The sequence below is a fragment of the Idiomarina sp. genome (genome assembly GCF_048265525.1).
Classification (GTDB): domain Bacteria; phylum Pseudomonadota; class Gammaproteobacteria; order Enterobacterales; family Alteromonadaceae; genus Idiomarina.
The window spans coordinates 651,523-674,623 of sequence record NZ_JBLXBI010000001.1 but is presented as its reverse complement, the minus strand read 5'-3'; the positions used below and the strand labels follow the sequence as shown (position 1 = coordinate 674,623).

Here is a 23,101-nt window from a genome sequence, read left to right as displayed (position 1 = left end):
CGCGCGCTATGCAAAAAGTTCGTATTCCCGTAACGGTAGACCCAGTCAAAAGTGCCAACAAGAAAGTGGCATATGATGGGGTTGTGCCTGGAAAAACATTAACAAGACTTCAGGAAATTTTGGTAGAACCTTGCCCCGATCCTGAGGCCAGTGTTGAGTTTGGAATTGATGAGCAGGGCATTAGTTATTTTACAGGGAAAGCAAAAGTTGCTGTAAAAGTACTTTGTGAACGCTGTAATACGCCTCTGGATGTTGATATTCTCGCGCAATTTGCGTATGCTCCTGTCACTAAGCGACAGGTGGCAGATGACTTTCCCGATAGCTACGAAGCTATTGAGGTAAATGACTTTGGAGAAGTTAACCTGCATGGGCTTGTTGAAGACGAATTAATTCTGGCTATGCCAATAGCTCCTAAGCACGACGCTAAGGCATGTCAGGTGGATCGTGATGCGATGACGTGGGGCGAAATTGACGAATCAGCTGCTGAAGAGTCTGAGAACCCGTTTGCCGTATTGCAAGAATTGAAGCGTAAATAATCAGGAGATAGCGTAAATGGCTGTTCAAAAAAGTAAGAAAAGTCGTTCAAGACGCGACATGCGTCGTTCACACGATGCAATAGACGGCCCAACACTGTCGGTTGACTCAACTACGGGTGAGACGCATCGTCGTCACCACGTAACAGCCGACGGTTATTACAAGGGTCGTAAGGTCGTTAACAAGTAAGACAGGCCATGCCTGAACTGAACATAGCGATTGATGCAATGGGGGGCGATAATGGCCCCTCTATTGTTATAGAAGCCCTGGAAAAAGCGGTTCATCGGTATCCCGATGTTAAATTCACCGTTGTCGGGCACGAACAAGAACTCACCCCGTTACTCGATAAATTCAATTTAAGCCCGCATCCTTCCATAAATATTGTTCATGCAGAACAAGTTATCGAAATGGATGATAAACCGGGCCAGTCTCTGCGTAGTAAACCTGAGTCCTCCATGCGCGTTGCGCTGCAAACCCTAACCGACGGTAATTGTCAGGCAATGGTAAGCGGTGGCAATACTGGCGCGTTAATGACTAATGCTTATTTTACACTTAAAACACTTCCTGGTGTCTTGCGCCCGGCGTTGATGACAGCTTTGCCGAATCAAACTGGCGGAAAGTCTTACCTGCTTGATTTAGGTGCTAATGCTAGCTGTGACTCAGAAACCTTGTTTCAGTTTGGTGTTATGGGTGCTGTGGCGGCTGAATATTTATCGGGTGTGCCAGCTCCTAAAATTAGCCTATTAAATATGGGTGAAGAAGACATCAAAGGTAATGATGTTGTGCGCAATGCAGCGGCCCGACTCGCTCAATGTGAACAGCTAAACTATATTGGCTTTATTGAAGGTAATCATTTATTTAGTGGCAGAGCTGATGTTGTGGTTTGTGATGGTTTCGTCGGCAATGTTGCGCTTAAAAGCTGCGAAGGTCTGGCAACATTCATTATCGATCAAATGCGGGACACACTAAACTCACATTGGCTTTATCGTTTTTTCTTTCGTTTTTTACAAAAACGGACGCACAAGTCCTGGGATAGGCTGAAGCCCGACCACTACAATGGTGCGAGTCTGATAGGATTGCGCCATGTCGTGATAAAAAGTCACGGTAGCGCTAGCGCCGGCGCTTTTTATAGTGCAATTCAACAAGCCGTCGCAGAAGCGCATGAACAGCTTCCTGAGCGAATTAAACATCGTGTCGAAGCAGTCTTATCAGAACAGCTGTAATCAGTTAAGTAGCGCTATGACTTATGCAAAAATTGTTGGTACCGGGCATTATTTGCCCGAACAACGGCTTACTAATGAAGAACTCTCCCAGCGGGTTGATACGTCTGACGAATGGATAACAGAAAGAACCGGCATTAAAGAACGGCGCATTGCGGCACCTAATGAAACCGCAGCGACTGTAGGTTATGAAGCGGCAAAAGAAGCACTGGCTGCCGCCGGTTTAATCCCCCGGGATATCGATATGATTGTGGTGGCGACCACATCGGCCGAGCATGCTTTTCCAAGTGCGGCTTGTGAGATTCAACGAATGCTCGGCATCACATCGATTCCGGCTTTCGACGTCGGAGCGGCATGCTCCGGTTTTATTTATGCGCTTTCTGTAGCTGATCAATTTATAAAAAGTGGGCAGCACCAACGTATTCTGGTCATCGGCACTGATGTACTGGCGCGTTTATGTGATCCTAATGATCGCAATACCGTGGTGCTTTTTGGTGATGGTAGCGGAGCGGTTGTCCTGGAACAAAGTGACACTCCAGGGATTATCTCCACTCATCTATTTAGTGCCGGCGAATACAGCCACTTGTTAGGAGCTAAACAAGCCTCCAGAGGGGCCGACCGCGGCAGAGAAAACGCCTGGATGTACATGAAGGGTAACGAGGTCTTTAAAGTTGCAGTTTCAAAACTCAGTAGCTTAGTAACCGAAACCTTAGCGAAGAATCAATTACAGGCACATGATCTGGACTGGCTGATTCCGCATCAGGCAAATTTACGCATTATTAATGCAACAGCGAAAAAATTACAGATGCCGATGGAGCGCGTGGTAATTACTCTGGACTCAACAGGGAATACTTCTGCGGCATCGGTACCAATTGCACTGGATTGGGCGGTTAAGGACGGACGCATTAAGCGTGGTCAGAAACTCTTGTTAGAGGCTTTTGGCGGCGGTTTTGCGTGGGGTTCAGCGCTCGTTCAATATTAAGAGGATGATTATGACTAAAACGGCATTGTTATTTCCGGGGCAAGGCTCTCAAAGCGTTGGTATGTTAAGTGACTTGTCTAATGATTTCGCATTAGTGAAAGAAACATTCGCAGAGGCCAGCAGTGTTTTGGGTTATGACCTTTGGCAGCTGGTGCAGCAGGGGCCCGATCAGCAGTTGAATGAAACGCAACGGACACAGCCTGCTTTATTAACTGCCAGCGTTGCACTATACCGTGTAGCCAAAGAGAAGGGATTGGCCGATGTTACCGTTATGGCTGGCCATAGTCTGGGCGAGTATTCAGCCCTTGTATGCGCCGGAGCGCTGGAGTTTACCGATGCGGTTAAACTTGTAGCCCTGCGCGGCGAGTTTATGCAGCAAGCCGTAGCCGAAGGTGAAGGGGCTATGGCCGCGGTTATCGGCCTGGAAGATGCCGAAATTGAAAAAATCTGTTTAGAGCAGGCAGGAGAACAAATAGTAACTCCGGTTAATTATAATTCACCGGGTCAGGTGGTTATAGCAGGACATGCAGACGCTGTAGCTCGTGCTGCAGAAGCTTTAAAAGAAGCCGGAGCTAAACGTGTTTTGCCGTTACCTGTTAGCGTGCCATCACACTGTGCTTTGATGCAACCAGCAGCCAGCCAATTGGCCGACGCGTTAAAGTCGATAAAGTTAAAACAGCCACACACGCCGGTCATTAATAATGTGGACGTTGCAATAACCGACAGCGAAGATGCCATTAAAGATGCATTGGTGCGTCAACTCTATTGTCCTGTCCGCTGGACTGAAACGATTGAACAGATTGCGAAATTGGATGTCGAAACAGCCTATGAAGTTGGTCCGGGAAAAGTATTGACCGGACTAAACAAACGTATTACTAAGGCTTTTGGTTGTAGTGCGTTGAATACGCTAGACTCTTTGAATTCACTTTAATAAAAAGGTTATTTACGTGCAAAACTTTGAAAATAAAGTCGCATTAGTTACAGGCGCAAGCCGGGGAATAGGAAAAGCAATAGCTGAACTGCTTGCTAGCCAGGGAGCGAAAGTTATTGGTACAGCGACCTCTGATAAAGGTGCAGCTGCAATCTCCGAATATCTTGGTTCAAAAGGCAAGGGCCTGGCGTTGGATGTAACCGACTCTGATAGTCTGCAGCAAGTTATTAAAGAGATTGAATCAGAGTACGGCTCTATTGATATTCTGGTAAATAACGCCGGTATTACCCGCGATAACCTGATGATGCGAATGAAAGACGACGAGTGGGATGCTGTCTTAAACACTAACTTGTCAGCCGTATTTAAAGTTTGTAAAGCGGTTGTACGCGGCATGATGAAGCGCCGTAATGGTCGTATTATTAATATCAGTTCAGTTGTTGGCACAACAGGAAACCCGGGGCAGGTTAACTATTGTGCGGCGAAAGCCGGACTGGTTGGTTTCAGTAAGGCAATGGCTAAAGAAGTTGCAGCGCGCGGTATTACCGTAAACTGTGTTGCGCCGGGCTTTATTGATACGGATATGACAAAAGCTCTGAATGATGAGCAAAAACAAGCTATTTTTGATAATATTCCGGCAGCACGTTTAGGCGAGCCAAAGGAAATTGCTGCTGCGGTAGCATTTTTAGCATCAGAAGATGCAGCTTATATCACTGGTGAAACCATTCACGTTAATGGTGGTATGGCGATGGTTTAAGAGGTTAGCGGTATGACCTCTTAACTTTATGCTATTTTTTACTTTATTAATGAGGCTGGTTTCACTACACTACAGCCAATTTTCACTCTCGCGATGACTATTGAGGGATTTTATAATCATGAGTACTATTGAAGAACGCGTTAAAAAAATCATTGTTGAACAATTAGGTGTTAAAGAAGAAGAAGTTAAGCCTGAAGCGTCATTTGAAAATGACCTTGGTGCTGATTCTTTGGACACAGTTGAACTGGTAATGGCTTTGGAAGAAGAATTTGAAACTGAAATTCCAGACGAAGAAGCTGAAAAAATTAAAACAGTTCAATCAGCTATCGATTACGTAAATAATCATTCTAACGACTAATTTGTCGTAGAACGTGATATAAAAGGCGGAGCCATTGGTTCCGCCTTTTTTGTTATGACAATAAGAAAAATACTACTTAATAATACGCCTTTCCATTGTTCGGAAATAGACAGAGGGCTGCAGTTCGGTGACGGGCACTTTACAACCATGAGAGTTGTTCAAGGTGTGCCTTTGCATGTTGAACGACATTTGAGCCGACTGTCTGAAGCTAATACCCGTTTATTTATAAACCATCTAAGCTTTGACTCTTTACATCAACGTATTCTTAATGCTTGTGATGGCATTGAGAACGGTGTGTGTAAGGTTATTGTCACTAGAGGTTATGGTGGCCGGGGGTACGGCTTTTCAGACGGCGCAGTGGCCAATGAATATATTCAGGTGAGTGATGCTCCCGGTAACCTGAACCCGGTTAGTCTTGGTGTTGCTGAATTGAACTTAGCCAGACAGCCTAAGCTGGCCGGTTTAAAAACATTAAATAGGTTAGAACAGGTCTTGTTAACTCAAGAGTGCCGGGCCTCTGAATATGACGATTTACTGGTCTGCGACTCTGAGGGTAATATTGTCGAAGCCATACAGGGAAATGTTTTTTGGTACAAACAAGGGCTGTGGTATACCCCCGATCTGAGTTTTTCCGGAGTACAAGGAATTATGCGTCAGTTAATTATTGATGAAGACATGCTTGCGCCTTTGTGTATCGGTCATTTTTCATTGAATGAGTTAGCTGACGTTGAACAGATTATCCTCAGCAACAGTGTCAGAGGCGCTGTTACGGTCACTCAGTTTAATGGTAAAGTATTGGATAAGAGCAAATTGCCGGCGGTATTAGAGCAGCTTATATTATGAAAAAACGTCTTATTTTAGTGCTGCTTGTTGCAGTTTTTGCGGTTTCGGTCGCGGTTGTCTTTGTGTCCGGACGCTGGTATTTATCGCAGCCAATACAAAGCGAAGCCAGTACGCCGCTATTGTTAGACTTTAGAGGCGGAGCAACCGCCCGTAGCGTGACATCTCAAGTGACAGAGCACTTTGAGGGTGGCCATTCGGCATTAAGTTACCGCCTGAGTCAGATTTTTGCTGATGTTAATCATTTGCAGGCGGGCCTTTATGAGATTCATGGACAGCAGAGCTGGTTCGATATTTGGAGTATGCTGAGCCAGGGGCGGGAAAAAACTTTTACCGTGACTCTGGTGGAAGGCCTGACTCTGGAACAATGGCGAGCTCAACTGAAGCAACTGCCTTATTTAAAAGACGAGTCTTCTGAGTTAAGTGCAGCCGAACTCAGGCAAAAGCTGGGTGTCACAGAAGCTTCGCTAGAAGGTGTTTTGCTACCTGAAACCTACAGTTACAGAGCTTACACAACGGATATCGCTATCCTGAAACAAGCGTATCAGTCTATGCAGCTCGTGCTGGAAAATGTCTGGCAAGAACGCTCAGACAGGTGCCCTGTAAATTCACCTTACGAGCTGTTAATACTGGCTTCTATTATTGAGAAAGAAACCGGTTTGGCCGATGAGCGTCCGTTAGTCGCAAGCGTATTTGCTAACCGTCTGGCTATCGACATGCGCTTACAGTCTGACCCGACGACAATCTATGGTATTGAAAACTTTGACGGCAATATTACCCGGGCTCATTTGCGTGAGAAAACGGCTTATAATACATACCGAATTAATGGACTACCTCCAACACCAATCGCTATGCCTGGCAAAGCCTCAATTGAGGCAGCCGCGAATCCGGTACGTTCTCCGTACTACTATTTTGTTGCGGATAAATCGGGCGGCCATGTTTTCTCGGAAACACTGGAAGAACATCAACGGGCTGTACGCCGATATCAACTGAATCAAGAGTGATTATGTCAGGAAAATTTATTGTTATCGAAGGACTCGAGGGAGCCGGTAAAAGTTCGGCTATCGCAAGTGTTGTCACGCATCTTCAGGCGAAAGGAATTCGGGCTGAAACGGTTCGGGAACCTGGCGGCACACCGTTAGCTGAATCGCTGCGGGACCTGGTAAAAAAGAAGTGGGACGAAAAAGTCAGCCCCACCACCGAGCTTTTACTTATGTATGCCAGCCGGGTTCAGCTGGTCGAGAATATTATAAAACCCGCGTTATCCAGAAACCGTTGGGTTATTGGTGATCGCCATGACTTGTCTTCCAGAGCCTATCAGGGCGGCGGCCGTGAACTCGGTGATGAGTTGTTGCAAAAGATACGGAAAATTACCTTAGGGAATTTCACCCCGGATTTAACCCTATTACTTGATGTTGAAGAAAAGAAAGGTCTTGAACGAGCGCGTGAGCGAGGCGAACTGGATCGCATTGAAGAAGAAGATTTAGCCTTTTTTCAACGTACCCGGCAACGCTATTTGAATATTGCAGCTAAAGATCCGAGCATTATTGTTATTGATGCAAACCAGTCGATGCTGGATGTACATCAGTCAATATTGAGAGCAATTGAGGAGTATCTGTTTTAATGGCTTTTCCGTGGCTGCGAGAACCCTGGTTGAGACTAGTAGCAAGTGCCGAGGCCGGGCGCCTGGCTCATGCTTATTACTTACAACATAATGTTGAGGGCGGTTCCACCGAATTTATTCAGCGCCTGAATCAGTTTTTATTGTGCAAGCAACCGGGTAAAAGTGCCTGCGGAAAATGTAAGTCCTGTTTACTTTACCTATCGGGTAATCATCCAGACACCTGGACTATTGATGGCGCACAAGTTAATCGAATTGGTGTTGATACGGTACGCGAACTGCAACAAAACGTAACGCAGACAGCGAACCAGAGCGGATTAAAAGTCGCGGTCATACTCGAAGCTGAGAAAATGACAGAACAGGCTGGCAACGCACTGCTGAAAGTTCTGGAAGAGCCTCCTGCCGATACACATTGGCTGGTTTCAACTAAAGACGCAGAACGCTTACTTCCTACCTTAAGAAGCCGCATGCAGTGGCTGAGCATTGCCTACCCGACAACCGTACAAAGCGACGAGCAGGTGACTTTTGCCGGACAGCTTCTGGCTGGACTACGGGGGCAGCAGGAATTACCCCTGTTAAAAGATAAAGATGGCGCATTAAGCTGGCTGGATGTTTCCGAGAACTTACTAATGGATTGGCTATTGATTAGCCAACGAGCCGCGGCTACGCGTTTGCGTTATGAACAACTGGCGGACGAATTACAGCAAATCAGCAACTATGAGTGGGTCAGTGTCGCGCAACTGAGTGAATGGGTATCCGAATGCCGACAGCTACGTCAGCGATATCAGGGGTCAACCGGTATCAATTTGCCGTTATTATTAAGTTTTGCCTGGAGTCGCTGGTCGAATACTCTTTCAGCATAGAGACTCCGTAAAACGGAGTTCTCATGTTGACGTTAAAATTAAGTCCACAATCCGCAACAGAGCTTGCTGCTCATGTTGTTCCTGAGTTTCAGTCCTTTACTCTGCTGGTTAACAGCGAAACGGCTGATATCGCGGTAGATGACAGAGCCAAATTAGAGTTCCAATGCCCGGATATAGAAGGTAAACCTCTATGTTTAGATGTGAGCGTGGTGTTTCGTTTTGAGGTTCGAGAGCTAAAGAACTGGTTGGCGGTCGCGGTTTTGCCCTCACAGCAAGCCTTGATTCATCATCTTCGTTACCTTTGCCGCCATCATACAAGCGAATATGGTAAACTCTTCAACCAACTGGTTAACGACTTTTGTCACTCAAATCAACGCTAAGTGGAGCTATCTATGTTCGTCGACTCACACTGTCATTTGGATAAAATCAATCCGGAAAAAGCGGGGGCCGATCTAAAAGAAATTGTCGCAGCAGCGCGTGCTAATAAGGTTGAGCACATGCTGTGTGTTTGCGTTACCCTCGAAGACTTTCCAGCCATGCAGGCGGCTGTGGCCGAATTCGATGATGTTTCGATTTCGTGTGGTGTGCATCCTTTGTATGTGAAAGACAGTCAGACTCCAATAGCTGAGTTAGGTGCAAAATTGCGCGAGTTAACAGCACTGAATAGCGTTGTTGCGGTAGGAGAGACGGGGCTCGATTATTTTTACCATCCTGAATCAAAAGTGCTACAGCAGGAAAATTTCGAGCAACATATTGAAATAGCCAACGATGTCAATAAACCACTAATTATTCATACGCGTGACGCTCAGGAGGACACCTTGTCGTTATTAAGAAACGGCCATGCTGAAAAGCCAGGTGGTGTCTTGCATTGTTTTACTGAGTCTCTTGAGATGGCAAAAAAAGCCATTGATGATCTCGATTTTTTTATTTCTATTTCCGGTATAGCCTCGTTCCGGAACGCTCAGGAATTGCGTGACACGATCAAAGCCTTGCCACTGGAGAAACTCTTAATTGAAACCGATAGTCCCTGGTTAGCGCCGGTGCCTCACCGTGGTAAAGAGAATCAGCCAGCCTATGTTGTCGACGTTGCAAAATGCGTAGCTGACGTAAAAGGCATTACCTTAGAAGAGGTCGCTAAGACTACGACAGCCAACTATTATAAGCTGTTTACTAACTCTTAATTAGTTGTGTATAACCTGTGTTCTTTTTAGTTAAAGTTTTTCAAAAACAGTAAGATAAAAAAACTCTTAAAAATATTAGACATCCCTTTGATATTGTCTACACTGAAGTTTACTGAACAAATTTTATGCGACCTAATGCATTATTTTTGTCATGAGTTAGCGCACGGCTCAACCTTGAGCCATTCCCCTATACCCGGAACAATCTGGATTGGTTCCGGGTTTTTTTTATCCTTTTCTTCTTGTTTCTTAACAATTCATGGCGATCAAAAAAGCCCTTTCCAGGGTACATATAAACAAACGAACAGTCAGTTCCGATAATAAAATTAACTAAGGAGTCAGTGATGAGTACAACCGTTGAAAGTAATGAACGTCCCGACTACGACGAAGTCATTCAGACCATTGCAGACTACGTTATCGATTACAAAGTAGACAGTGAGGAAGCGTGGAATACCGCTCGTAACTGCTTGATGGATACCCTGGGGTGTGGCTTATTAGCACTGCGCTTCCCTGAGTGCAGTAAACATTTAGGTCCCCTGGTTGAAGGAACTACGGTTCCAAACGGCGCACGGGTACCAGGTACTCAGTTCCGTATGGACCCGGCTAAAGCAGCCTGGGATATAGGTTGTATTATTCGTTGGCTGGACTTTAATGATACCTGGCTGGCAGCCGAGTGGGGACACCCCTCCGATAATTTAGGCGGCATACTGGCAACTGCTGACTATATTTCGCAAAAGCGAGTGTCTAAAGGCGAGAAGCCTTTAACCATGAAAACCGTTTTAGAAGCGATGATTAAAGCTCATGAAATTCAGGGAAATTTAGCCATAGAAAATAGTTTTAACCGGGTTGGTCTGGACCATGTTGTGTTGGTGAAGGTGGCCTCTACAGCTGTGGTTACCTGGTTAATGGACGGCTCAAGAGAGCAGGTTATGGCTGCTGTCTCGCAAGCTTGGGTTGACGGTCAGTCGTTAAGAACTTACCGTCACGCACCTAATGCCGGCTCGCGTAAATCTTGGGCGGCGGGCGATGCCACATCAAGAGCTGTACGTTTGGCCGACATAACGATGCGCGGTGAAATGGGTATTCCCGGGGCACTAACAGCTCCGCAGTGGGGCTTCTATGATGTACTGTTTAATAAAACTAATAAAGATCAGCAGTTGAAACCGAAGGAAGATTGGAAATTTAAATTTCAGCGTGACTACGGCAGTTACGTTATGGAAAATATTTTATTTAAATTGTCTTTCCCGGCTGAGTTTCATGCTCAGACTGCCTGTGAAGCTGCTGTGACATTGCATTCAGAAGTTAAAGGCAGAATTGATGATATTGAGAAAGTTGAAATAACGACTCATGAGTCAGCTATTCGAATCATTTCAAAACACGGGAAGCTGGCTAATCCAGCAGACAGAGACCATTGTTTGCAATACATGACTGCAGTGCCTTTAATTTTTGGTGAGCTAACGGCGGATCATTACGAAAATGGCTTCCACGAAAATAACCCGGTTATTGATACCATACGTGAAAAAATGGAAGTGATTGAGAACAAGCAATATAGTCAGGATTATCACGACCCGGAAAAGCGTTCTATAGCCAATGCGTTGCAGGTGTTTTTCAAAGATGGAACTCATACTGAAAAGGTTGTGGTGGAATATCCGATAGGGCACAGAAGACGCCGGGAAGAGGGCTTTCCTGTGCTTGAAAGCAAGTTTAAAGCGAATTTAGCGACTCGTTTTCCTGAGCCGCGGGTTAAATCTATTTTTGACCACTGCCGTCAGCAGCAGTCTTTTGAAAATATCGGGGTTAACGAATTTATGGACATGTTTGTTATCTAACTTTTTTAGAAAAAAGGCTCTTCAATAAGTTGAAGAGCCTTCCCAACGATTATTAACCACGCCAGATAACCAGCAGAATTAGTATCGGACAAATGAACTTTACGTACCACGGCCATATCTTCCAGAATAAGCTTTTATCGATGTCCGGCGAGCCTTGCTTTAACGCTTTTAATAAATGATTCTGGCGTAATACCCAAGTTAGCATTATGCCGAATACCAGTGCCATTATTGGTTGCATATAAACGGTGCTAAACGTAATAACTGCACCGAACAGTAATTCAAAGTTATAAATGATAACCGTGGAAATGGCAGTCACGATAAGCGCAATGATCCAGACACCGCTGCTACGATCACAGTTTGCTTCCTCTCTTAGCGCATTGACAGGTGCTTCCAGCATAGAAATGGATGAGGTAATAGCAGCAATAACCATGAGTAGAAAGAAGCCGAAAGAAACGAATAAGCCCGCGTACCCCAGAGCATCAAACATAGCCGGTAATACCGTGAAAACTAAAGTATCGGCGGAGAGCAGGGTGCCATCGTCTGCATAAATGGTGACACCATTAGCTTGTGCTACGAACATAGCTGGCAAAATAAGTAGGCCAGCTAAAAACGCAACGCTGGTATCAATGCCTGCTACCCAGGCTGCGGTTTTGGGTATGTTCTCGGAGTTTGAAAGGTATGCACCGTACGTCATCATCACGCAAACACCGAGGGATAATGAGAAGAATGCCTGCCCCATGGCCCGAATAATCAGGTTCGGATCTGTAATGGTTGAGAAATCAGGAACCAGGTACATCTTCAGGCCTTGTATCGCGCCGTCTTGCGTTAAAATGTAAGCTGACATGCCAATCAACAATATAAACAATAATGGCATTAACCGTCTGGACCAGCGTTCTATGCCGTTGTTTACACCTGAGCGTACGACATAAACCGTTAGCAGCATAAAAAATATCATGGTGGTTATGTTTCGGGATACTGAAAACTCAGTAAACCATAGAGCGGTTTCAGGCTGCCCCATTAAAACCATCAGTGGTGCCAGCATATAAGAAACAAGCCACCCCGATACTATGGCGTAAAAACTCAATATTAAGCTCAAGACTATAAGGCCAATGACCCCGGCGATAGCACCTGAGCCTCTTAAGAAAGGCTTATCGGATAAGTTACGTAATGCTTCTATTGGGTTCTGACGCCGTATGCGGCCAATGGTTATTTCGGCTACCAGCATAGGGTATGCTAGTAAAATAATCATAACCAGATACACCAACAGAAAGGCACCACCGCCATTACTGGCGGCCTGAGTAGGGAAGCCCCAAATATTACCAACGCCAACCGCTGAGCCAGCGGCAGCTAATATAAACCCTAATCGGGTTGCGAACGCAGGTGATGAGTTTGCCATAGTTTTTCTTATTATTATTTAAGCTGCGTCAAATTATGGCGGAGTTAATTCGCCGCGTAAATTCTTCTGTAACAATTTCTGCATTTTACTCATGCTTAAGTCTTGTGACAGCAGATAATGCAATTTAGTCAGTGCCGCCTCAATGGTCATATCTGAGCCGGACACAATGCCGATTTCAGCCAGGGCATTGCCGGTCGCGTAGCCGTCCATATTGACTCGGCCGCGAAAACATTGAGTACAGTTAAGAATGGTAATCCCCTGGTTAATGCCTTCTTTCAGGCTAGTTAGCAGGGCATCGTCCTGTGGCGCATTGCCAACACCATAACTTTGTAAAATCATGGCTTTTACCGGCTGTTGTAGCTGGTTCTTTATAATGTCAGCGGAAATCCCCGGGTAAAGCATGACCACACCAATTGGTTGAGGAGTCATTTCAATGACTTTTAACGGCTGGTTGGAGGGTTCTGACAACTCTCCCGTGTTTAATTGAATCTGGATTCCGGCTTCAAGTAAGGAAGGGTAGTTAGGGGAGGCAAAAGCCTTAAACCCGTTTGCGTCCGCTTTGGTCGAGCGGTTTCCCCGGTAAAGCGTATTATTGAAGAATAAACCAACTTCAGGAATGGGATAGTTCGCGGCCACATAAAGTGAATTGAGCAGATTGGTCTGGCCATCAGAGCGCAAGGCGGCTAAAGGTATTTGTGAGCCGGTTACAATAACGGGTTTGCTCAGGTTTTGTAGCATAAAAGAGAGAGCAGACGCCGTATAGGCCATGGTGTCGGTACCATGCAAAATGACAAAACCATCGTAATTGTCGTAATTTTTCTCTATATCACGAGCAATAGTTACCCAGTCAGATGGCGTCATATTTGATGAGTCCATTAATGGCGAATATTCATTAATGGTAAATTCGGGCATTTCTTCCCGGAAAAACTCCGGCATGTTTTCAACGCATCGGCTCAGGTGTCCGGCAACCGGAACATAACCCTGAGCTGATTTTTTCATACCAATGGTGCCGCCAGTGTATGCGACATAAATCTTTTTACGAGGCAAAGTTCACTCCTGTGCTCTGCGAAATAATCGCGATAATTCTATCGCGGTTGAGGGCAGAGTGCACAATAAGAGTAAACATTTTTAGGGTCATCAAAGTTTTGTAAAACCGCAGTTTCAGTTTTCACTTTATTCAATGTGCCCATCAACCAATGTTTCGCCTCACCACCGACGCTCGGAGCTGGAATATATTCTGACGTACTATTGAACAAGTCAGCAAAGAACTGTTCTTTGGAAGACAATTCTTGTTGAATGACCTTCACATCGTAGTCATCGATAGCTGCAAGTTGTGCTGCAACATTTACTGAGTCATCAAAATTACCCAATTGATCGACCAGGCCGCGTTCCATTGCCTGTTTACCCGTCCAGATTCTACCCTGAGCAACCTCGTGTACGTCGTCGCGGGACATATTGCGCGCATTGCTGACAATAGTTAAAAAGTCCTCGTAAGTGGTTTCAACTGAGCTTTGTACCAGATTCTTTTGATAGTCGGTCATTTCTTCCAGCGGGTTTAAGCTGGATATTTCGGTGGTACTTACCGTATCACTATGAATACCAATAGCAGCGAAACTGTCTTCCAAAGTCATTAACAGACCGAAAACACCGATAGAGCCGGTAATAGTGGTTGGAGCGGCCACTATTTTATCGGCATCTGCTGCGATCCAGTAACCACCAGAAGCTGCGACTGTACTCATAGAAGCTACAACCGGAATACCGGCTTCTTTTGCCTGAAGAATTTCCTGACGGATAATTTCAGAGGCAAAGGCGCTACCGCCGGGGCTGTCTATGCGCAGTATAATCGCTTTCGTCTGCTTGTTATTGCGCGCTTCACGAATCAGTTTTGCGGTGCTGTCGCCACCAATCATACCTGCTTTTTGCGAACCGTTAACGATTTGCCCGCGGGCAACAACAACTGCTATCTGACTACGATCTGTCGGTTGTAAGTTTTCCGGGACTTCCATTTCAGTCTCCAGATAGTTGTCGTAGGTAATATGACGGAAGGTATCTTCTTCTTTATCGTATCCGGCTAAATTGATGAGCTCGTTTCTGACTTCGGTACGAGTACGCAAAGCATCAACCATGTTTGTTTCTAACGCCATTTTGGCCATGTCGCCGTTGGCACTGTTAAACGCAGACATGTAATCATCAATTTTACCGCTGGTAACTAACGGATTAATGTTGCGAGCTGCTGCGACATCGGTGCGGAAGCTATTCCATAAGGCTGAATAAAGAAACTCATTGGCTTCGCGTGCTTCATCAGACATGTCGTTACGAATGAAAGGTTCAACCGCTGCTTTAAATTTACCGACTTTAAAGACTTGAGGCTGAACTTTAAGCTTGTCGAGTAAGTCCTTGAAGTAAAGTTGAGTGTAGTCAAGCCCTTCAAATACAACTCCGCCCATTGGGTTTAGATACAATTGGTCGGCGTGTGCTGCAAGGTAATATTGATGTTGCTCGTAGTAATCGGCGTTACTGATAATGGGTTTACCCGATGTACGGAAATCGTCAAGAGCCTCAGCAACTACCTGTAACTTATTAAGCCCACTTGGGTAGAGGTTCTGTAAGTTTAAATACAGTGCGCCTATACGTTCATCTGTTTTGGCTTTTTCAATTGAATCGACCACATCAGACAACAGAACCTCAGGAACTTCATCGTTAGCTCCCATGGCTTCGTTCAGAACCTTACTAACAGGATCAACCCAGAACTTTTCTTCCACCAACATACCATTCGGATTCAAAACCAGAATGCCATTTTCCGGCACTTCGATAGGATCTTCTCCGCTAAATATACTGACGAGAAAAATCGTTAGTATTAAAAAAAACACAAGGTTCAAAATGACCTTGCGCGTACCGTTGATTATTTTCCACAAATAACTGAAGATTGACCCGACTGAACGCATAGTTAGATTCTCATTTGCTAATTAAAACAGGCTCTAGCATATCGAATGTATGAGTGACAGACCAGCCAGAGAATGTAACTAACCGTTACACATTGAATAAGGTTGAAGTATGAATGCCGAAGAACTATTAACCAGTCGTTCCTCCATGCCGCGTTTGAGTGAACCGGGTCCTACTGTAGAGCAATTGGAATTAATTAAAGCCGCAGCTGTTCGCGCGCCTGATCATATGGGACTAACGCCATATCAGTTTATTCAGTTTCAGGGAAAAGAGAGGCAGGTTCTGGCAGATATCTACCAGCAGGCGGCGCGCCTTAATGACTTTTCGGAAACGGTCATAGAGCAGGCTGGGCAGCTGCCTTTTCGGGCACCAATGATAATTGTTTCTTGTCTGCGTTTTCAGGAACACCCGAAAGTCCCCCGTGATGAGCAGCTTTGTACGGTTGCCTGCGCAACTCACGGCATGCAGCAAGCGGCTTTTGCGCAAGGTATTGGTGCTATTTGGCGTACTGGATGGATGGCAGAGGACGACTTTATCAAGGAACAATTGGGGTTATCTGTAGACGATGCCATTGTCGGCTTTCTGTACGTAGGGACACCTGCTGTCCCTACGCCAATAAAGCCTCAAAAAGATTCATCACCGTTTTTCATGAACGGCAATGACTTAGTGCTGGATTAAAATTCAGCACTTTTCGGAGCCCGGGGGAAGGGTATAACGTCACGAATATTCTGTACGCCGGTGACATAAGCCACTAAGCGCTCAAAACCCAGACCAAAGCCGGCGTGGGGAACGGTACCGTAACGACGTAAATCGCGGTAGAAGCCGTATTCTTCTTTTGGCAGATTCATTTCCTCAATCCGCTGGTCAAGAATGTCTAAACGTTCTTCACGGGCGGAACCACCGATAATCTCACCAATACCCGGCGCTAAAACGTCCATAGCAGCAACGGTTTTGCCATCTTCGTTCTGGCGCATATAAAAGGCTTTAATATCACGCGGATAGTTTTTCAGAATAATCGGCGCCCCCACATGCTCTTCAGCTAAATAACGCTCGTGCTCTGATTGTAAATCCACACCCCATTCAACCGCATATTCGAATTTTCTATCGCAGTTTTTCAGTATTTCGATGGCGTCGGTGTAATCCATATGAACGAAGTCATTATTAACAATGGCTTCTAACCGACTGATAGCGTCAGAGTTAATGCGCTCGGCAAAGAAAGCCATGTCGTCCGGACGCTCTTCAAGCACGGCTTTAAACACGTACTTAAGCATGGCCTCGGCTAAGCCGGCAACATCATCTAAAGTAGCAAACGCCAGCTCGGGTTCTACCATCCAGAATTCAGACAAGTGACGGCTGGTGTTCGAGTTTTCGGCGCGGAATGTCGGCCCAAAGGTGTAAACTTTAGACAGCGAACAGGCGTAAGACTCAACGTTTAGCTGCCCGGAAACGGTTAAAAAGGCTTCTTTGCCGAAAAAATCTTCAGAGTAGTCGACTTCGCCTTTATCTGTTTTCGGAATATTCAGCATGTCCAGTGTTGAAACACGGAACATCTCACCGGCACCTTCACAATCGGAAGTCGTAATAATTGGCGTACTCACCCACAAATAACCTTCCTCATGGAAGAAGCGGTGAATAGCCTGGGATAATGCATTACGAACACGCATGACCGCACCGGTAATGTTGGTGCGCGGACGCAAATGTGCGTATTCACGTAAATATTCCATGCTGTGACGCTTGGGAGCCATAGGGTAGGTATCCGGATCTTCCACCCAGCCGTATACATGAACTTTAGTTGCCTGCAGCTCAAATGACTGACCTTTGCCCTGAGATGGAACAACAACACCGGTAATAGCTACAGAACAACCGGTCGTCAGCTTCTGCACTTCATTACTGTAATTGGGAAGTTCTGCCGGAACCACGGCCTGAATGGCATCAAAGCATGAGCCATCGTGCAAGTTAATAAATGAAATACCGGCTTTAGAGTCACGGCGGGTGCGGACCCAGCCCCGGACTGTGACGGTTTCATCGACAGCGACTTTTCCCGTCAGAACATCCACTACAGAAGCATACGACATGAGTTGGTTTTCTCCGAAATTTACACTATTTTGCTATAGAAAGGTTGCTATGTTACCGCGCTTTGGCGCAGACTCAAGTATAACCCCTGAGAACAGAGAGAAAAATTATGAAAAGGGGATCCTTAGCGGATTTAAAGCAGGTACCATTTTGGTCACGCGTTCTGGGATGGTTGTCTATTTTTGGCTGGCTTATTTTTGTTATTGCCGCCGTTGTCTTTAATTATGCTAAACCCGAACGTAACACCATTTTAACTGAAATTTTCGGTGTATCTGTGCGTGACTACTGGCACATTACATTAGGTGACTTATTTGTCATCCTTTTGGTTATTGGGCTATGCGTGAGTCTGCTCAGCTTTGTTCTCAATTATGTTCTTTTTCGCCAGGACAAGCAGCACCTGTGGATCAATATCCTGATACTGATCATGAGCTGTTTAGGTGGCTTATCACTTTATTTCTTTGGTTATTAAGCCTTAATAGAACTCTGAGTTTCAGCATAGTCTTTCATGGCGCGAATTAAACAGCTGAGTTCGTTCTTAGAAATAACATAAGGCGGCATAATATAAAGTAAGCGTCCAAACGGGCGTATCCACACCCCTAATTCAATAAAACGTTTCTGCGCAACGGCGACATCAATTGGGTGGTGCATTTCTAAGACGCCAATAGCCCCAAAAACTCGCGCGTCTTTTACTGCATCACATTCAGCCAGGGGAAGAAGTTGCTGCTTTAACTGAGCTTCGATTTCAGCAACCTGTTGCTGCCACTTACCCTCAGCAATAATCGCCAGCGACTCAGCCGCAACCGCGCAGGCTAAAGGATTCCCCATAAAAGTAGGGCCGTGCATTAATGCGCCTCCGCCGGGGCCGTGACCAATGGTTTTTGCTACCTGTTTCGTGGTTAGCGTGGCTGCCAGCGTCATGTAACCACCGGTCAGAGCTTTACCAACGCAGAGAACATCAGGCGTAATTCCAGCGTGTTCACAGGCGAATAACTTGCCGGTACGACCAAACCCTGTTGCAATTTCATCCGCTATCAGTAATACGTCAAAGTTGTCGCAAAGCTGGCGTATTAGCCTTAGGTATTCAGGGTGATAAAAACGCATACCACCGGCTCCCTGAACAACAGGTTCAAGAATAACCGCCGCCAACTCATGGTGGTGTTGCTCAAACCAGTGTCTGAGTTCGTCACCAGCAGTCTCTGCCCAGTCATCGTCCGGGGTTAGCCTGGGGGCTTCAGCAAAAAGCTGGGAGTTAATAGCTTTGTTAAAAAGATGGTGCATGCCGTTGACCGGGTCGCAAACCGACATCGCTTTAAACGTGTCGCCGTGGTAGCCGCCTTTTATGGTTAGTAGTCGGTGCTTCTCCGGACGTTCTTGCGCCAGCCAGAACTGCAAGGCCATTTTTATGGCAACTTCAACGCTGACAGAGCCTGAATCGGCAATAAATACTCGTTGTAGAGGCTCAGGAGTCAGTTCAATAAGACGTCGCGCAAGATCAATCGCGGGTTGATGCGTGATACCGCCAAACATAACGTGGCTCATTTTATCTATTTGATTGTGAGCAACGGCATCTAAGCGTGGATTGCGGTATCCGTGAATAACAGCCCACCAGGAAGACATGCCATCAATAACCTCGTGACCGGTATCCAGAGTTAATCTGCACCCTTTTGCAGACTCAACTTTATAAGCAGGTAAGGGGTTCAGCATAGAGGTGTATGGGTGCCAAATGTGCTGTCGATCAAACTCAATATCGCTTTTGCTCATAAAATAAACTATTGTAAAGTATTAAACTGAAAGTATATTGACAGTGTATCGAGCTGGATTATTCTAGTCGACCATAATTTGCCAAGCACACGAGATTTACCATGCCACAAATTCGTAACGACTGGACCATCGAAGAAGTTCAGAATCTTTTGCAGATGCCGTTGAATGATTTAGTTTTTGAAGCGCAAACAGTGCATCGCCAGCACTTTAACCCGAACGAAGTTCAGGTCAGCACCTTGTTGTCGATTAAAACCGGAGCTTGTCCCGAAGACTGCAAGTATTGCCCACAAAGTGCGCATTATCACACCGGGCTGGATCGCGAGCGTTTGATGGCTGTAGAAAGTGTGCTGGCTGAAGCGCAGGCTGCGAAAGAGAAGGGCGCGAGCCGTTTTTGTATGGGCGCCGCCTGGCGTAATCCGAAAGATCGCGATATGCCTTACGTCATTGAAATGATCAAAGGAGTGAAAGCCTTAGGCTTGGAAAGCTGTATGACACTTGGCATGTTAAGTAATGAACAGGCGAAAATGCTGCAGCAGGCGGGTCTTGATTATTACAACCACAACCTCGATACCTCACCTGAATTCTACGGTGACATTATTACTACCCGAACCTATCAGGATCGTCTGAATACGCTGAATAATGTACGAGACGCAGGTATGAAAGTCTGTGCCGGAGGCATTGTTGGTATGGGCGAGAGCGTAACCGACCGAGCCTCTTTATTAGTGCAGTTGGCGAATTTGCCTAAGCACCCGGAAAGTGTCCCCATTAATATGCTGGTTAAAGTAGAAGGCACGCCTTTTGCCAAACTGGAAGACTTAGATAACTTTGAATTTGTGCGTACAGTTGCCGTAGCTCGTATTTTAATGCCGGCTTCGCACGTACGTTTGTCCGCCGGCCGTGAAGACATGAACGACGAAATGCAGGCGTTGTGTTTTATCGTCGGTGCCAACTCAATCTTCTATGGTGAAAAACTGCTGACTACAGCAAACCCTGAAGCAGATGCCGATTTACGTTTATTTGAGCGTCTGGGCATAAAGCCTGAACAGCGCGATGGCTATGATGATGAAGTTCATACCGCGGTTATTGAAGACGCGATTAAAGAACGGCAGAATCCTGTTCGATACTACGACGCGTCTTAATAGAGAATAGGTAGAGAAAATAGAGTGGAGAAAATTGTGTTGGGGTATCAACAACGGCTTAATGAGCGTAAAAACTCTTCGTTGTTTCGCTCGCGAAAGGTACGTAGCTCCGACGCTCATTGGCAATTGGATTTCAGTGCCAATGATTATCTCGGTTTAAGCCAGCACCCGGATATAAAGCGTGCATTTAAGCAAGCTATTGATACCTGGGGTGTTGGCAGTACTGGCTCACCTTTACTCAGCGGGTACAGTACAGTTCATCAGGAACTGGAAGAGTTGCTGGCCGAGTGGCTGGGTAAACCGAGAGCTTTGCTGTTTAATTCAGGTTTCGCGGCAAACCATGGTGTGTTGACAACCCTGGTCGATAAACAACAAAAGCTGTTCGCCGACAAATTGGTTCATGCCTCAATTATTGACGGTATGCAGCACGGCGAAGGGCGTTTTAAGCGATACCCACATAACCAACCTGAACCAGTGGTTAGCAAAGCCAACCCGTGCGACTGGCTGGTGAGCGAAGGTGTTTTTAGCATGGACGGAGACACCTGTGATTTAAACCTGCTGGCTTCTTTAAAGCACAAGTATGGCCTCAAAATTATGCTTGATGATGCGCATGGAATAGGTGCTTATGGCGCTGAGGGCCGAGGTTCATTAGCTGCGGACTCCTCTGTTGCTGATGTCATAACCGGCACTTTTGGGAAAGCCATAGGTATCGGCGGAGCCTTTGTTTGTGCCGATGATGACGAAATTGATAGTCTGATCCAGTTTTGTCGTGATTATATTTATTCCACTGCGATGCCGCCGGCTCAGGCCGCTGCAATAAAAGCCTCTGTAGAAATTGTACGCAGCGCAGAAGGCGATGACCGTCGTGGAAGACTTGCTGAGCGCATTCAGTATTTTCGGGAACAGCTGAAACAGCGCGGTTTAAAAACCATTGATTCAGATTCCGCCATACAAACCTGGTTATTTAGCTCCGATGATGACGCGCTAAACATGGCAACAGAATTACAGGCTCAAGGGTATTTATGTAGCGTCATTCGCCCGCCAACGGTTCCTGCGGGAAGCTCCCGTATTCGTTTTAGCTTAACGTCAGAAATGTCGACGCCCGAACTCGCTCAGTTTTGGAGTCGGGTAGATAGGATTCTTAGCCAGTTATGAAGTCCTCGTTATGAAGTCTCCGTTATGAAAACAATGAATTTTCAACAGGCTGTTGCGCGGCAGTTCGATAAAGCGGCAAAAGACTATCACCAACACGCGAGTATTCAGCGATTAACAGCCAACCGGCTATTAAGTCTCGGGCCGACCGATGTGAATCAGCTGCTTGATGTCGGTTGTGGCCCTGCGTCAACGACAGCAGACCTATTACTCCGTGCGAATCATTACCTTGGTGTTGATATTGCTCCGGCTATGTTGTCTAAAGCTGCCGCTGATTATCCGGAACTGAATTGGCTTAATGGCGAGTGGGAAGCTTTGCCTGTAGCTGACAATTCAGTCGACTGGCTTTTCGCTAATTTGTCTATGCAATGGGTCGATAATTTGCAAAAAGCGATGAATGAAGCTTATCGCGTTTTAAAGCAGGGTGGCGTTGTAACCGTTAATACCGTTGTCGAAGGCACTTTCAGTTCTTTCATAAAAAGCTGGAATGAAGTGGACGATTTGCAACATACGCACCGCTTTAAATCCGCAGAGAGAGTGCAAAATGAAGTCGGCTTAGTTAACTGGCGTCATTTAGAATTCGTGACAGAAGAACACACTCAATACTTTGGCAATGTCCGTGAACTTATAGGTAGTATTAAGGGGGTTGGTGCCAACTATGTGAGGCGAACTGATAACGCCGGACTGATGACGCGCAACCGTTTACAGCAGCTGGAAAATGCCTTCGAAAATCATCGAACTTTGCAGGGATTGCCACTTGAATGGTCAATTCTTAATATTAAATTAGTTAAGTAGCATTGAGTTTAAGTTGATATGAATACTTATTTTATTACCGGAACAGACACTGATTCAGGAAAAACCGTTGCGGCATGTGCTTTTGTTCAATACTTAGTTAAGCAGTCGCAACAAGTTGCGGTAATGAAGCCAGTTGCATCCGGTTGTCACTGGCAAAATGACCAGTTGGTGAATGAAGATGCACTGAGTTTAATGCGTCAATCTAATACTTCTTTTGATTACGAAAGAGTCAATCCTTATACCTTTGAAGCAGCAATTGCCCCCCATATTGCCGCAGCAGACAATGATGTAATTATTAATAAAGAACAGCTATTAAATGCGGTAGATTGGTTTCGTGAGCAACCAATAGACAGTTTAGTTATTGAAGGCGCCGGCGGCTGGCAGTTACCTCTGGCCCCCGGGTTACGTATGCCGCAGGTGGTAAAAGACATTAATGCGAGAGTTGTGCTGGTGGTCGGGTTAAAGCTGGGATGCCTGAACCATGCATTGCTCAGTCTGCAGTCAATAAAGCAGGAAGGTTGCGATGTTGCAGGCTGGGTAGCCGTGCAAACTGAGTCCGCGCCTATGCCGCGACAGGTCGAAAATCTGGCGTCGTTACGTGAGTTGCTGGGCGAAAAAGAGCTCGCTAATATTCCTTATTTGCCTGATTGGGAAGAGATAGATTTGAGCATTTATTTCCATGAGTAAGATTGAAATACGACTAAATACCCCCACATAACTTAGCAGACTAAG

At 45.9% G+C, this 23,101-nt stretch carries 25 protein-coding genes; 20 read left to right on the top strand and 5 right to left on the bottom strand.

The features are described from left to right. Positions 1–8 precede the first annotated feature (8 nt). The 14 genes from yceD to ACN0TF_RS03225 all read left to right on the top strand — a co-directional run bounded on the left by yceD (position 9) and on the right by ACN0TF_RS03225 (position 11,110). A complete protein-coding gene (gene yceD / locus ACN0TF_RS03290; RefSeq protein ID WP_417440730.1) occupies positions 9–536 on the top strand; it encodes a 23S rRNA accumulation protein YceD in 528 nt (175 codons plus the stop codon). Positions 537–552: 16 nt separating this feature from the next. After that, positions 553–723 carry a 50S ribosomal protein L32 gene (gene rpmF, locus ACN0TF_RS03285; RefSeq protein ID WP_011234590.1) on the top strand — a complete coding sequence of 57 codons (171 nt, stop codon included), beginning with the start codon at positions 553–555 and terminating at the stop codon, positions 721–723. Between the two features lie 8 nt (positions 724–731). After that, the gene (gene plsX / locus ACN0TF_RS03280; protein ID WP_417440729.1) at positions 732–1,757 is read left to right on the top strand and encodes a phosphate acyltransferase PlsX; all 1,026 of its coding nucleotides are present in this window, start codon (positions 732–734) and stop codon (positions 1,755–1,757) included. 16 nt (positions 1,758–1,773) lie between these two features. Next, positions 1,774–2,736 carry a beta-ketoacyl-ACP synthase III gene (locus ACN0TF_RS03275; RefSeq protein ID WP_417440728.1) on the top strand — a complete coding sequence of 321 codons (963 nt, stop codon included), beginning with the start codon at positions 1,774–1,776 and terminating at the stop codon, positions 2,734–2,736. 10 nt (positions 2,737–2,746) lie between these two features. After that, entirely contained in the window at positions 2,747–3,667 is a 921-nt protein-coding gene (gene fabD / locus ACN0TF_RS03270) for an ACP S-malonyltransferase (RefSeq protein ID WP_417440727.1), read from the top strand. A 16-nt stretch (positions 3,668–3,683) separates the two neighbouring features. Next, positions 3,684–4,421 carry a 3-oxoacyl-ACP reductase FabG gene (fabG, locus tag ACN0TF_RS03265; RefSeq protein ID WP_417440726.1) on the top strand — a complete coding sequence of 246 codons (738 nt, stop codon included), beginning with the start codon at positions 3,684–3,686 and terminating at the stop codon, positions 4,419–4,421. Between the two features lie 118 nt (positions 4,422–4,539). Beyond that, on the top strand, positions 4,540–4,779 hold the full coding sequence (acpP, locus tag ACN0TF_RS03260) for an acyl carrier protein (protein WP_011234585.1): 240 nt from the start codon (positions 4,540–4,542) through the stop codon (positions 4,777–4,779). 54 nt (positions 4,780–4,833) lie between these two features. Then, positions 4,834–5,622, top strand: coding sequence for an aminodeoxychorismate lyase (pabC, locus tag ACN0TF_RS03255; protein ID WP_417440725.1), 789 nt, complete (start codon positions 4,834–4,836; stop codon positions 5,620–5,622). Then, entirely contained in the window at positions 5,619–6,623 is a 1,005-nt protein-coding gene (gene mltG, locus ACN0TF_RS03250) for an endolytic transglycosylase MltG (protein ID WP_417440724.1), read from the top strand. Before pabC ends, mltG begins: the two co-directional genes overlap by 4 nt. Before the next feature lie 2 nt (positions 6,624–6,625). Continuing rightward, the gene (gene tmk, locus ACN0TF_RS03245) at positions 6,626–7,243 is read left to right on the top strand and encodes a dTMP kinase (protein ID WP_417440723.1); all 618 of its coding nucleotides are present in this window, start codon (positions 6,626–6,628) and stop codon (positions 7,241–7,243) included. Continuing rightward, positions 7,243–8,103, top strand: coding sequence for a DNA polymerase III subunit delta' (locus ACN0TF_RS03240; RefSeq protein WP_417440722.1), 861 nt, complete (start codon positions 7,243–7,245; stop codon positions 8,101–8,103). The genes tmk and ACN0TF_RS03240 overlap by 1 nt, the downstream gene beginning before the upstream one ends. A gap of 23 nt (positions 8,104–8,126) precedes the next feature. Beyond that, positions 8,127–8,483, top strand: coding sequence for a hypothetical protein (locus ACN0TF_RS03235; RefSeq protein WP_417440721.1), 357 nt, complete (start codon positions 8,127–8,129; stop codon positions 8,481–8,483). Between the two features lie 12 nt (positions 8,484–8,495). Then, entirely contained in the window at positions 8,496–9,284 is a 789-nt protein-coding gene (locus tag ACN0TF_RS03230) for a TatD family hydrolase (RefSeq protein WP_417440720.1), read from the top strand. Between the two features lie 341 nt (positions 9,285–9,625). After that, entirely contained in the window at positions 9,626–11,110 is a 1,485-nt protein-coding gene (locus ACN0TF_RS03225; RefSeq protein WP_417440719.1) for a bifunctional 2-methylcitrate dehydratase/aconitate hydratase, read from the top strand. A gap of 52 nt (positions 11,111–11,162) precedes the next feature. On the opposite strand, the gene ACN0TF_RS03220 is transcribed toward ACN0TF_RS03225, so the two are convergent. The 3 genes from ACN0TF_RS03220 to sppA are packed head-to-tail and all read right to left on the bottom strand — an operon-like array spanning position 11,163 to position 15,451. Continuing rightward, positions 11,163–12,506, bottom strand: coding sequence for a sodium-dependent transporter (locus ACN0TF_RS03220; RefSeq protein ID WP_417440718.1), 1,344 nt, complete (start codon positions 12,504–12,506; stop codon positions 11,163–11,165). Between the two features lie 33 nt (positions 12,507–12,539). After that, positions 12,540–13,553 (bottom strand): asparaginase, encoded by a 1,014-nt coding sequence (gene ansA / locus ACN0TF_RS03215; RefSeq protein ID WP_417440717.1) that lies wholly within the window; start codon positions 13,551–13,553, stop codon positions 12,540–12,542. A 38-nt stretch (positions 13,554–13,591) separates the two neighbouring features. Continuing rightward, a complete protein-coding gene (gene sppA / locus ACN0TF_RS03210) occupies positions 13,592–15,451 on the bottom strand; it encodes a signal peptide peptidase SppA (RefSeq protein ID WP_417440716.1) in 1,860 nt (619 codons plus the stop codon). Positions 15,452–15,560: 109 nt separating this feature from the next. Here sppA and ACN0TF_RS03205 point away from each other — a divergent pair, with 109 nt between their 5' ends. Further along, positions 15,561–16,127 (top strand): nitroreductase family protein, encoded by a 567-nt coding sequence (locus tag ACN0TF_RS03205; protein WP_417440715.1) that lies wholly within the window; start codon positions 15,561–15,563, stop codon positions 16,125–16,127. On the opposite strand, the gene asnS is transcribed toward ACN0TF_RS03205, so the two are convergent. Further along, on the bottom strand, positions 16,124–17,524 hold the full coding sequence (gene asnS / locus ACN0TF_RS03200; RefSeq protein WP_110013145.1) for an asparagine--tRNA ligase: 1,401 nt from the start codon (positions 17,522–17,524) through the stop codon (positions 16,124–16,126). The two genes, ACN0TF_RS03205 and asnS, sit on opposite strands and share 4 nt — an antisense overlap. 107 nt (positions 17,525–17,631) lie before the next feature. Between asnS and ACN0TF_RS03195 the strand changes: the two genes are divergently transcribed. Next, positions 17,632–17,991: a hypothetical protein gene (locus ACN0TF_RS03195; protein WP_417440714.1), complete on the top strand. Its 360-nt coding sequence runs from the start codon at positions 17,632–17,634 to the stop codon at positions 17,989–17,991. Here ACN0TF_RS03195 and bioA read toward each other — a convergent pair. Next, entirely contained in the window at positions 17,988–19,283 is a 1,296-nt protein-coding gene (gene bioA / locus ACN0TF_RS03190; protein ID WP_417440713.1) for an adenosylmethionine--8-amino-7-oxononanoate transaminase, read from the bottom strand. The two genes, ACN0TF_RS03195 and bioA, sit on opposite strands and share 4 nt — an antisense overlap. Positions 19,284–19,384: 101 nt before the next feature. Between bioA and bioB the strand changes: the two genes are divergently transcribed. Genes bioB through bioD form a run of 4 tightly spaced genes read left to right on the top strand, consistent with a single transcriptional unit; the run spans position 19,385 to position 23,056 of the window. Next, a complete protein-coding gene (gene bioB, locus ACN0TF_RS03185) occupies positions 19,385–20,422 on the top strand; it encodes a biotin synthase BioB (protein ID WP_417440712.1) in 1,038 nt (345 codons plus the stop codon). A gap of 24 nt (positions 20,423–20,446) precedes the next feature. Further along, positions 20,447–21,577, top strand: a complete 1,131-nt coding sequence (locus ACN0TF_RS03180; protein WP_417440711.1) for an aminotransferase class I/II-fold pyridoxal phosphate-dependent enzyme — start codon at positions 20,447–20,449, stop codon at positions 21,575–21,577. Between the two features lie 24 nt (positions 21,578–21,601). Further along, a complete protein-coding gene (locus tag ACN0TF_RS03175; protein WP_417440710.1) occupies positions 21,602–22,369 on the top strand; it encodes a methyltransferase domain-containing protein in 768 nt (255 codons plus the stop codon). An 18-nt stretch (positions 22,370–22,387) separates the two neighbouring features. Further along, positions 22,388–23,056, top strand: a complete 669-nt coding sequence (bioD, locus tag ACN0TF_RS03170; protein ID WP_417440709.1) for a dethiobiotin synthase — start codon at positions 22,388–22,390, stop codon at positions 23,054–23,056. The last annotated feature ends 45 nt before the right edge of the window (positions 23,057–23,101 follow it).

Bases quoted from the DNA above. Each gene is read 5' to 3' on its own strand.
- ACN0TF_RS03230 (WP_417440720.1), top strand. From the start codon at position 8,496: ATGTTCGTCGACTCACACTGTCATTTGGATAAAATCAATCCGGAAAAA.
- sppA (WP_417440716.1), bottom strand. From the start codon at position 15,451: ATGCGTTCAGTCGGGTCAATCTTCAGTTATTTGTGGAAAATAATCAAC.
- ACN0TF_RS03240 (WP_417440722.1), top strand. From the start codon at position 7,243: ATGGCTTTTCCGTGGCTGCGAGAACCCTGGTTGAGACTAGTAGCAAGT.
- ACN0TF_RS03195 (WP_417440714.1), top strand. From the start codon at position 17,632: ATGAAAAGGGGATCCTTAGCGGATTTAAAGCAGGTACCATTTTGGTCA.
- bioA (WP_417440713.1), bottom strand. From the start codon at position 19,283: ATGAGCAAAAGCGATATTGAGTTTGATCGACAGCACATTTGGCACCCA.
- yceD (WP_417440730.1), top strand. From the start codon at position 9: ATGCAAAAAGTTCGTATTCCCGTAACGGTAGACCCAGTCAAAAGTGCC.
- ACN0TF_RS03225 (WP_417440719.1), top strand. From the start codon at position 9,626: ATGAGTACAACCGTTGAAAGTAATGAACGTCCCGACTACGACGAAGTC.
- ACN0TF_RS03275 (WP_417440728.1), top strand. From the start codon at position 1,774: ATGACTTATGCAAAAATTGTTGGTACCGGGCATTATTTGCCCGAACAA.
- ACN0TF_RS03220 (WP_417440718.1), bottom strand. From the start codon at position 12,506: ATGGCAAACTCATCACCTGCGTTCGCAACCCGATTAGGGTTTATATTA.
- fabD (WP_417440727.1), top strand. From the start codon at position 2,747: ATGACTAAAACGGCATTGTTATTTCCGGGGCAAGGCTCTCAAAGCGTT.
- tmk (WP_417440723.1), top strand. From the start codon at position 6,626: ATGTCAGGAAAATTTATTGTTATCGAAGGACTCGAGGGAGCCGGTAAA.
- bioD (WP_417440709.1), top strand. From the start codon at position 22,388: ATGAATACTTATTTTATTACCGGAACAGACACTGATTCAGGAAAAACC.
- ACN0TF_RS03205 (WP_417440715.1), top strand. From the start codon at position 15,561: ATGAATGCCGAAGAACTATTAACCAGTCGTTCCTCCATGCCGCGTTTG.
- bioB (WP_417440712.1), top strand. From the start codon at position 19,385: ATGCCACAAATTCGTAACGACTGGACCATCGAAGAAGTTCAGAATCTT.
- pabC (WP_417440725.1), top strand. From the start codon at position 4,834: ATGACAATAAGAAAAATACTACTTAATAATACGCCTTTCCATTGTTCG.
- rpmF (WP_011234590.1), top strand. From the start codon at position 553: ATGGCTGTTCAAAAAAGTAAGAAAAGTCGTTCAAGACGCGACATGCGT.
- mltG (WP_417440724.1), top strand. From the start codon at position 5,619: ATGAAAAAACGTCTTATTTTAGTGCTGCTTGTTGCAGTTTTTGCGGTT.
- ACN0TF_RS03235 (WP_417440721.1), top strand. From the start codon at position 8,127: ATGTTGACGTTAAAATTAAGTCCACAATCCGCAACAGAGCTTGCTGCT.
- asnS (WP_110013145.1), bottom strand. From the start codon at position 17,524: ATGTCGTATGCTTCTGTAGTGGATGTTCTGACGGGAAAAGTCGCTGTC.
- acpP (WP_011234585.1), top strand. From the start codon at position 4,540: ATGAGTACTATTGAAGAACGCGTTAAAAAAATCATTGTTGAACAATTA.
- ACN0TF_RS03175 (WP_417440710.1), top strand. From the start codon at position 21,602: ATGAAAACAATGAATTTTCAACAGGCTGTTGCGCGGCAGTTCGATAAA.
- plsX (WP_417440729.1), top strand. From the start codon at position 732: ATGCCTGAACTGAACATAGCGATTGATGCAATGGGGGGCGATAATGGC.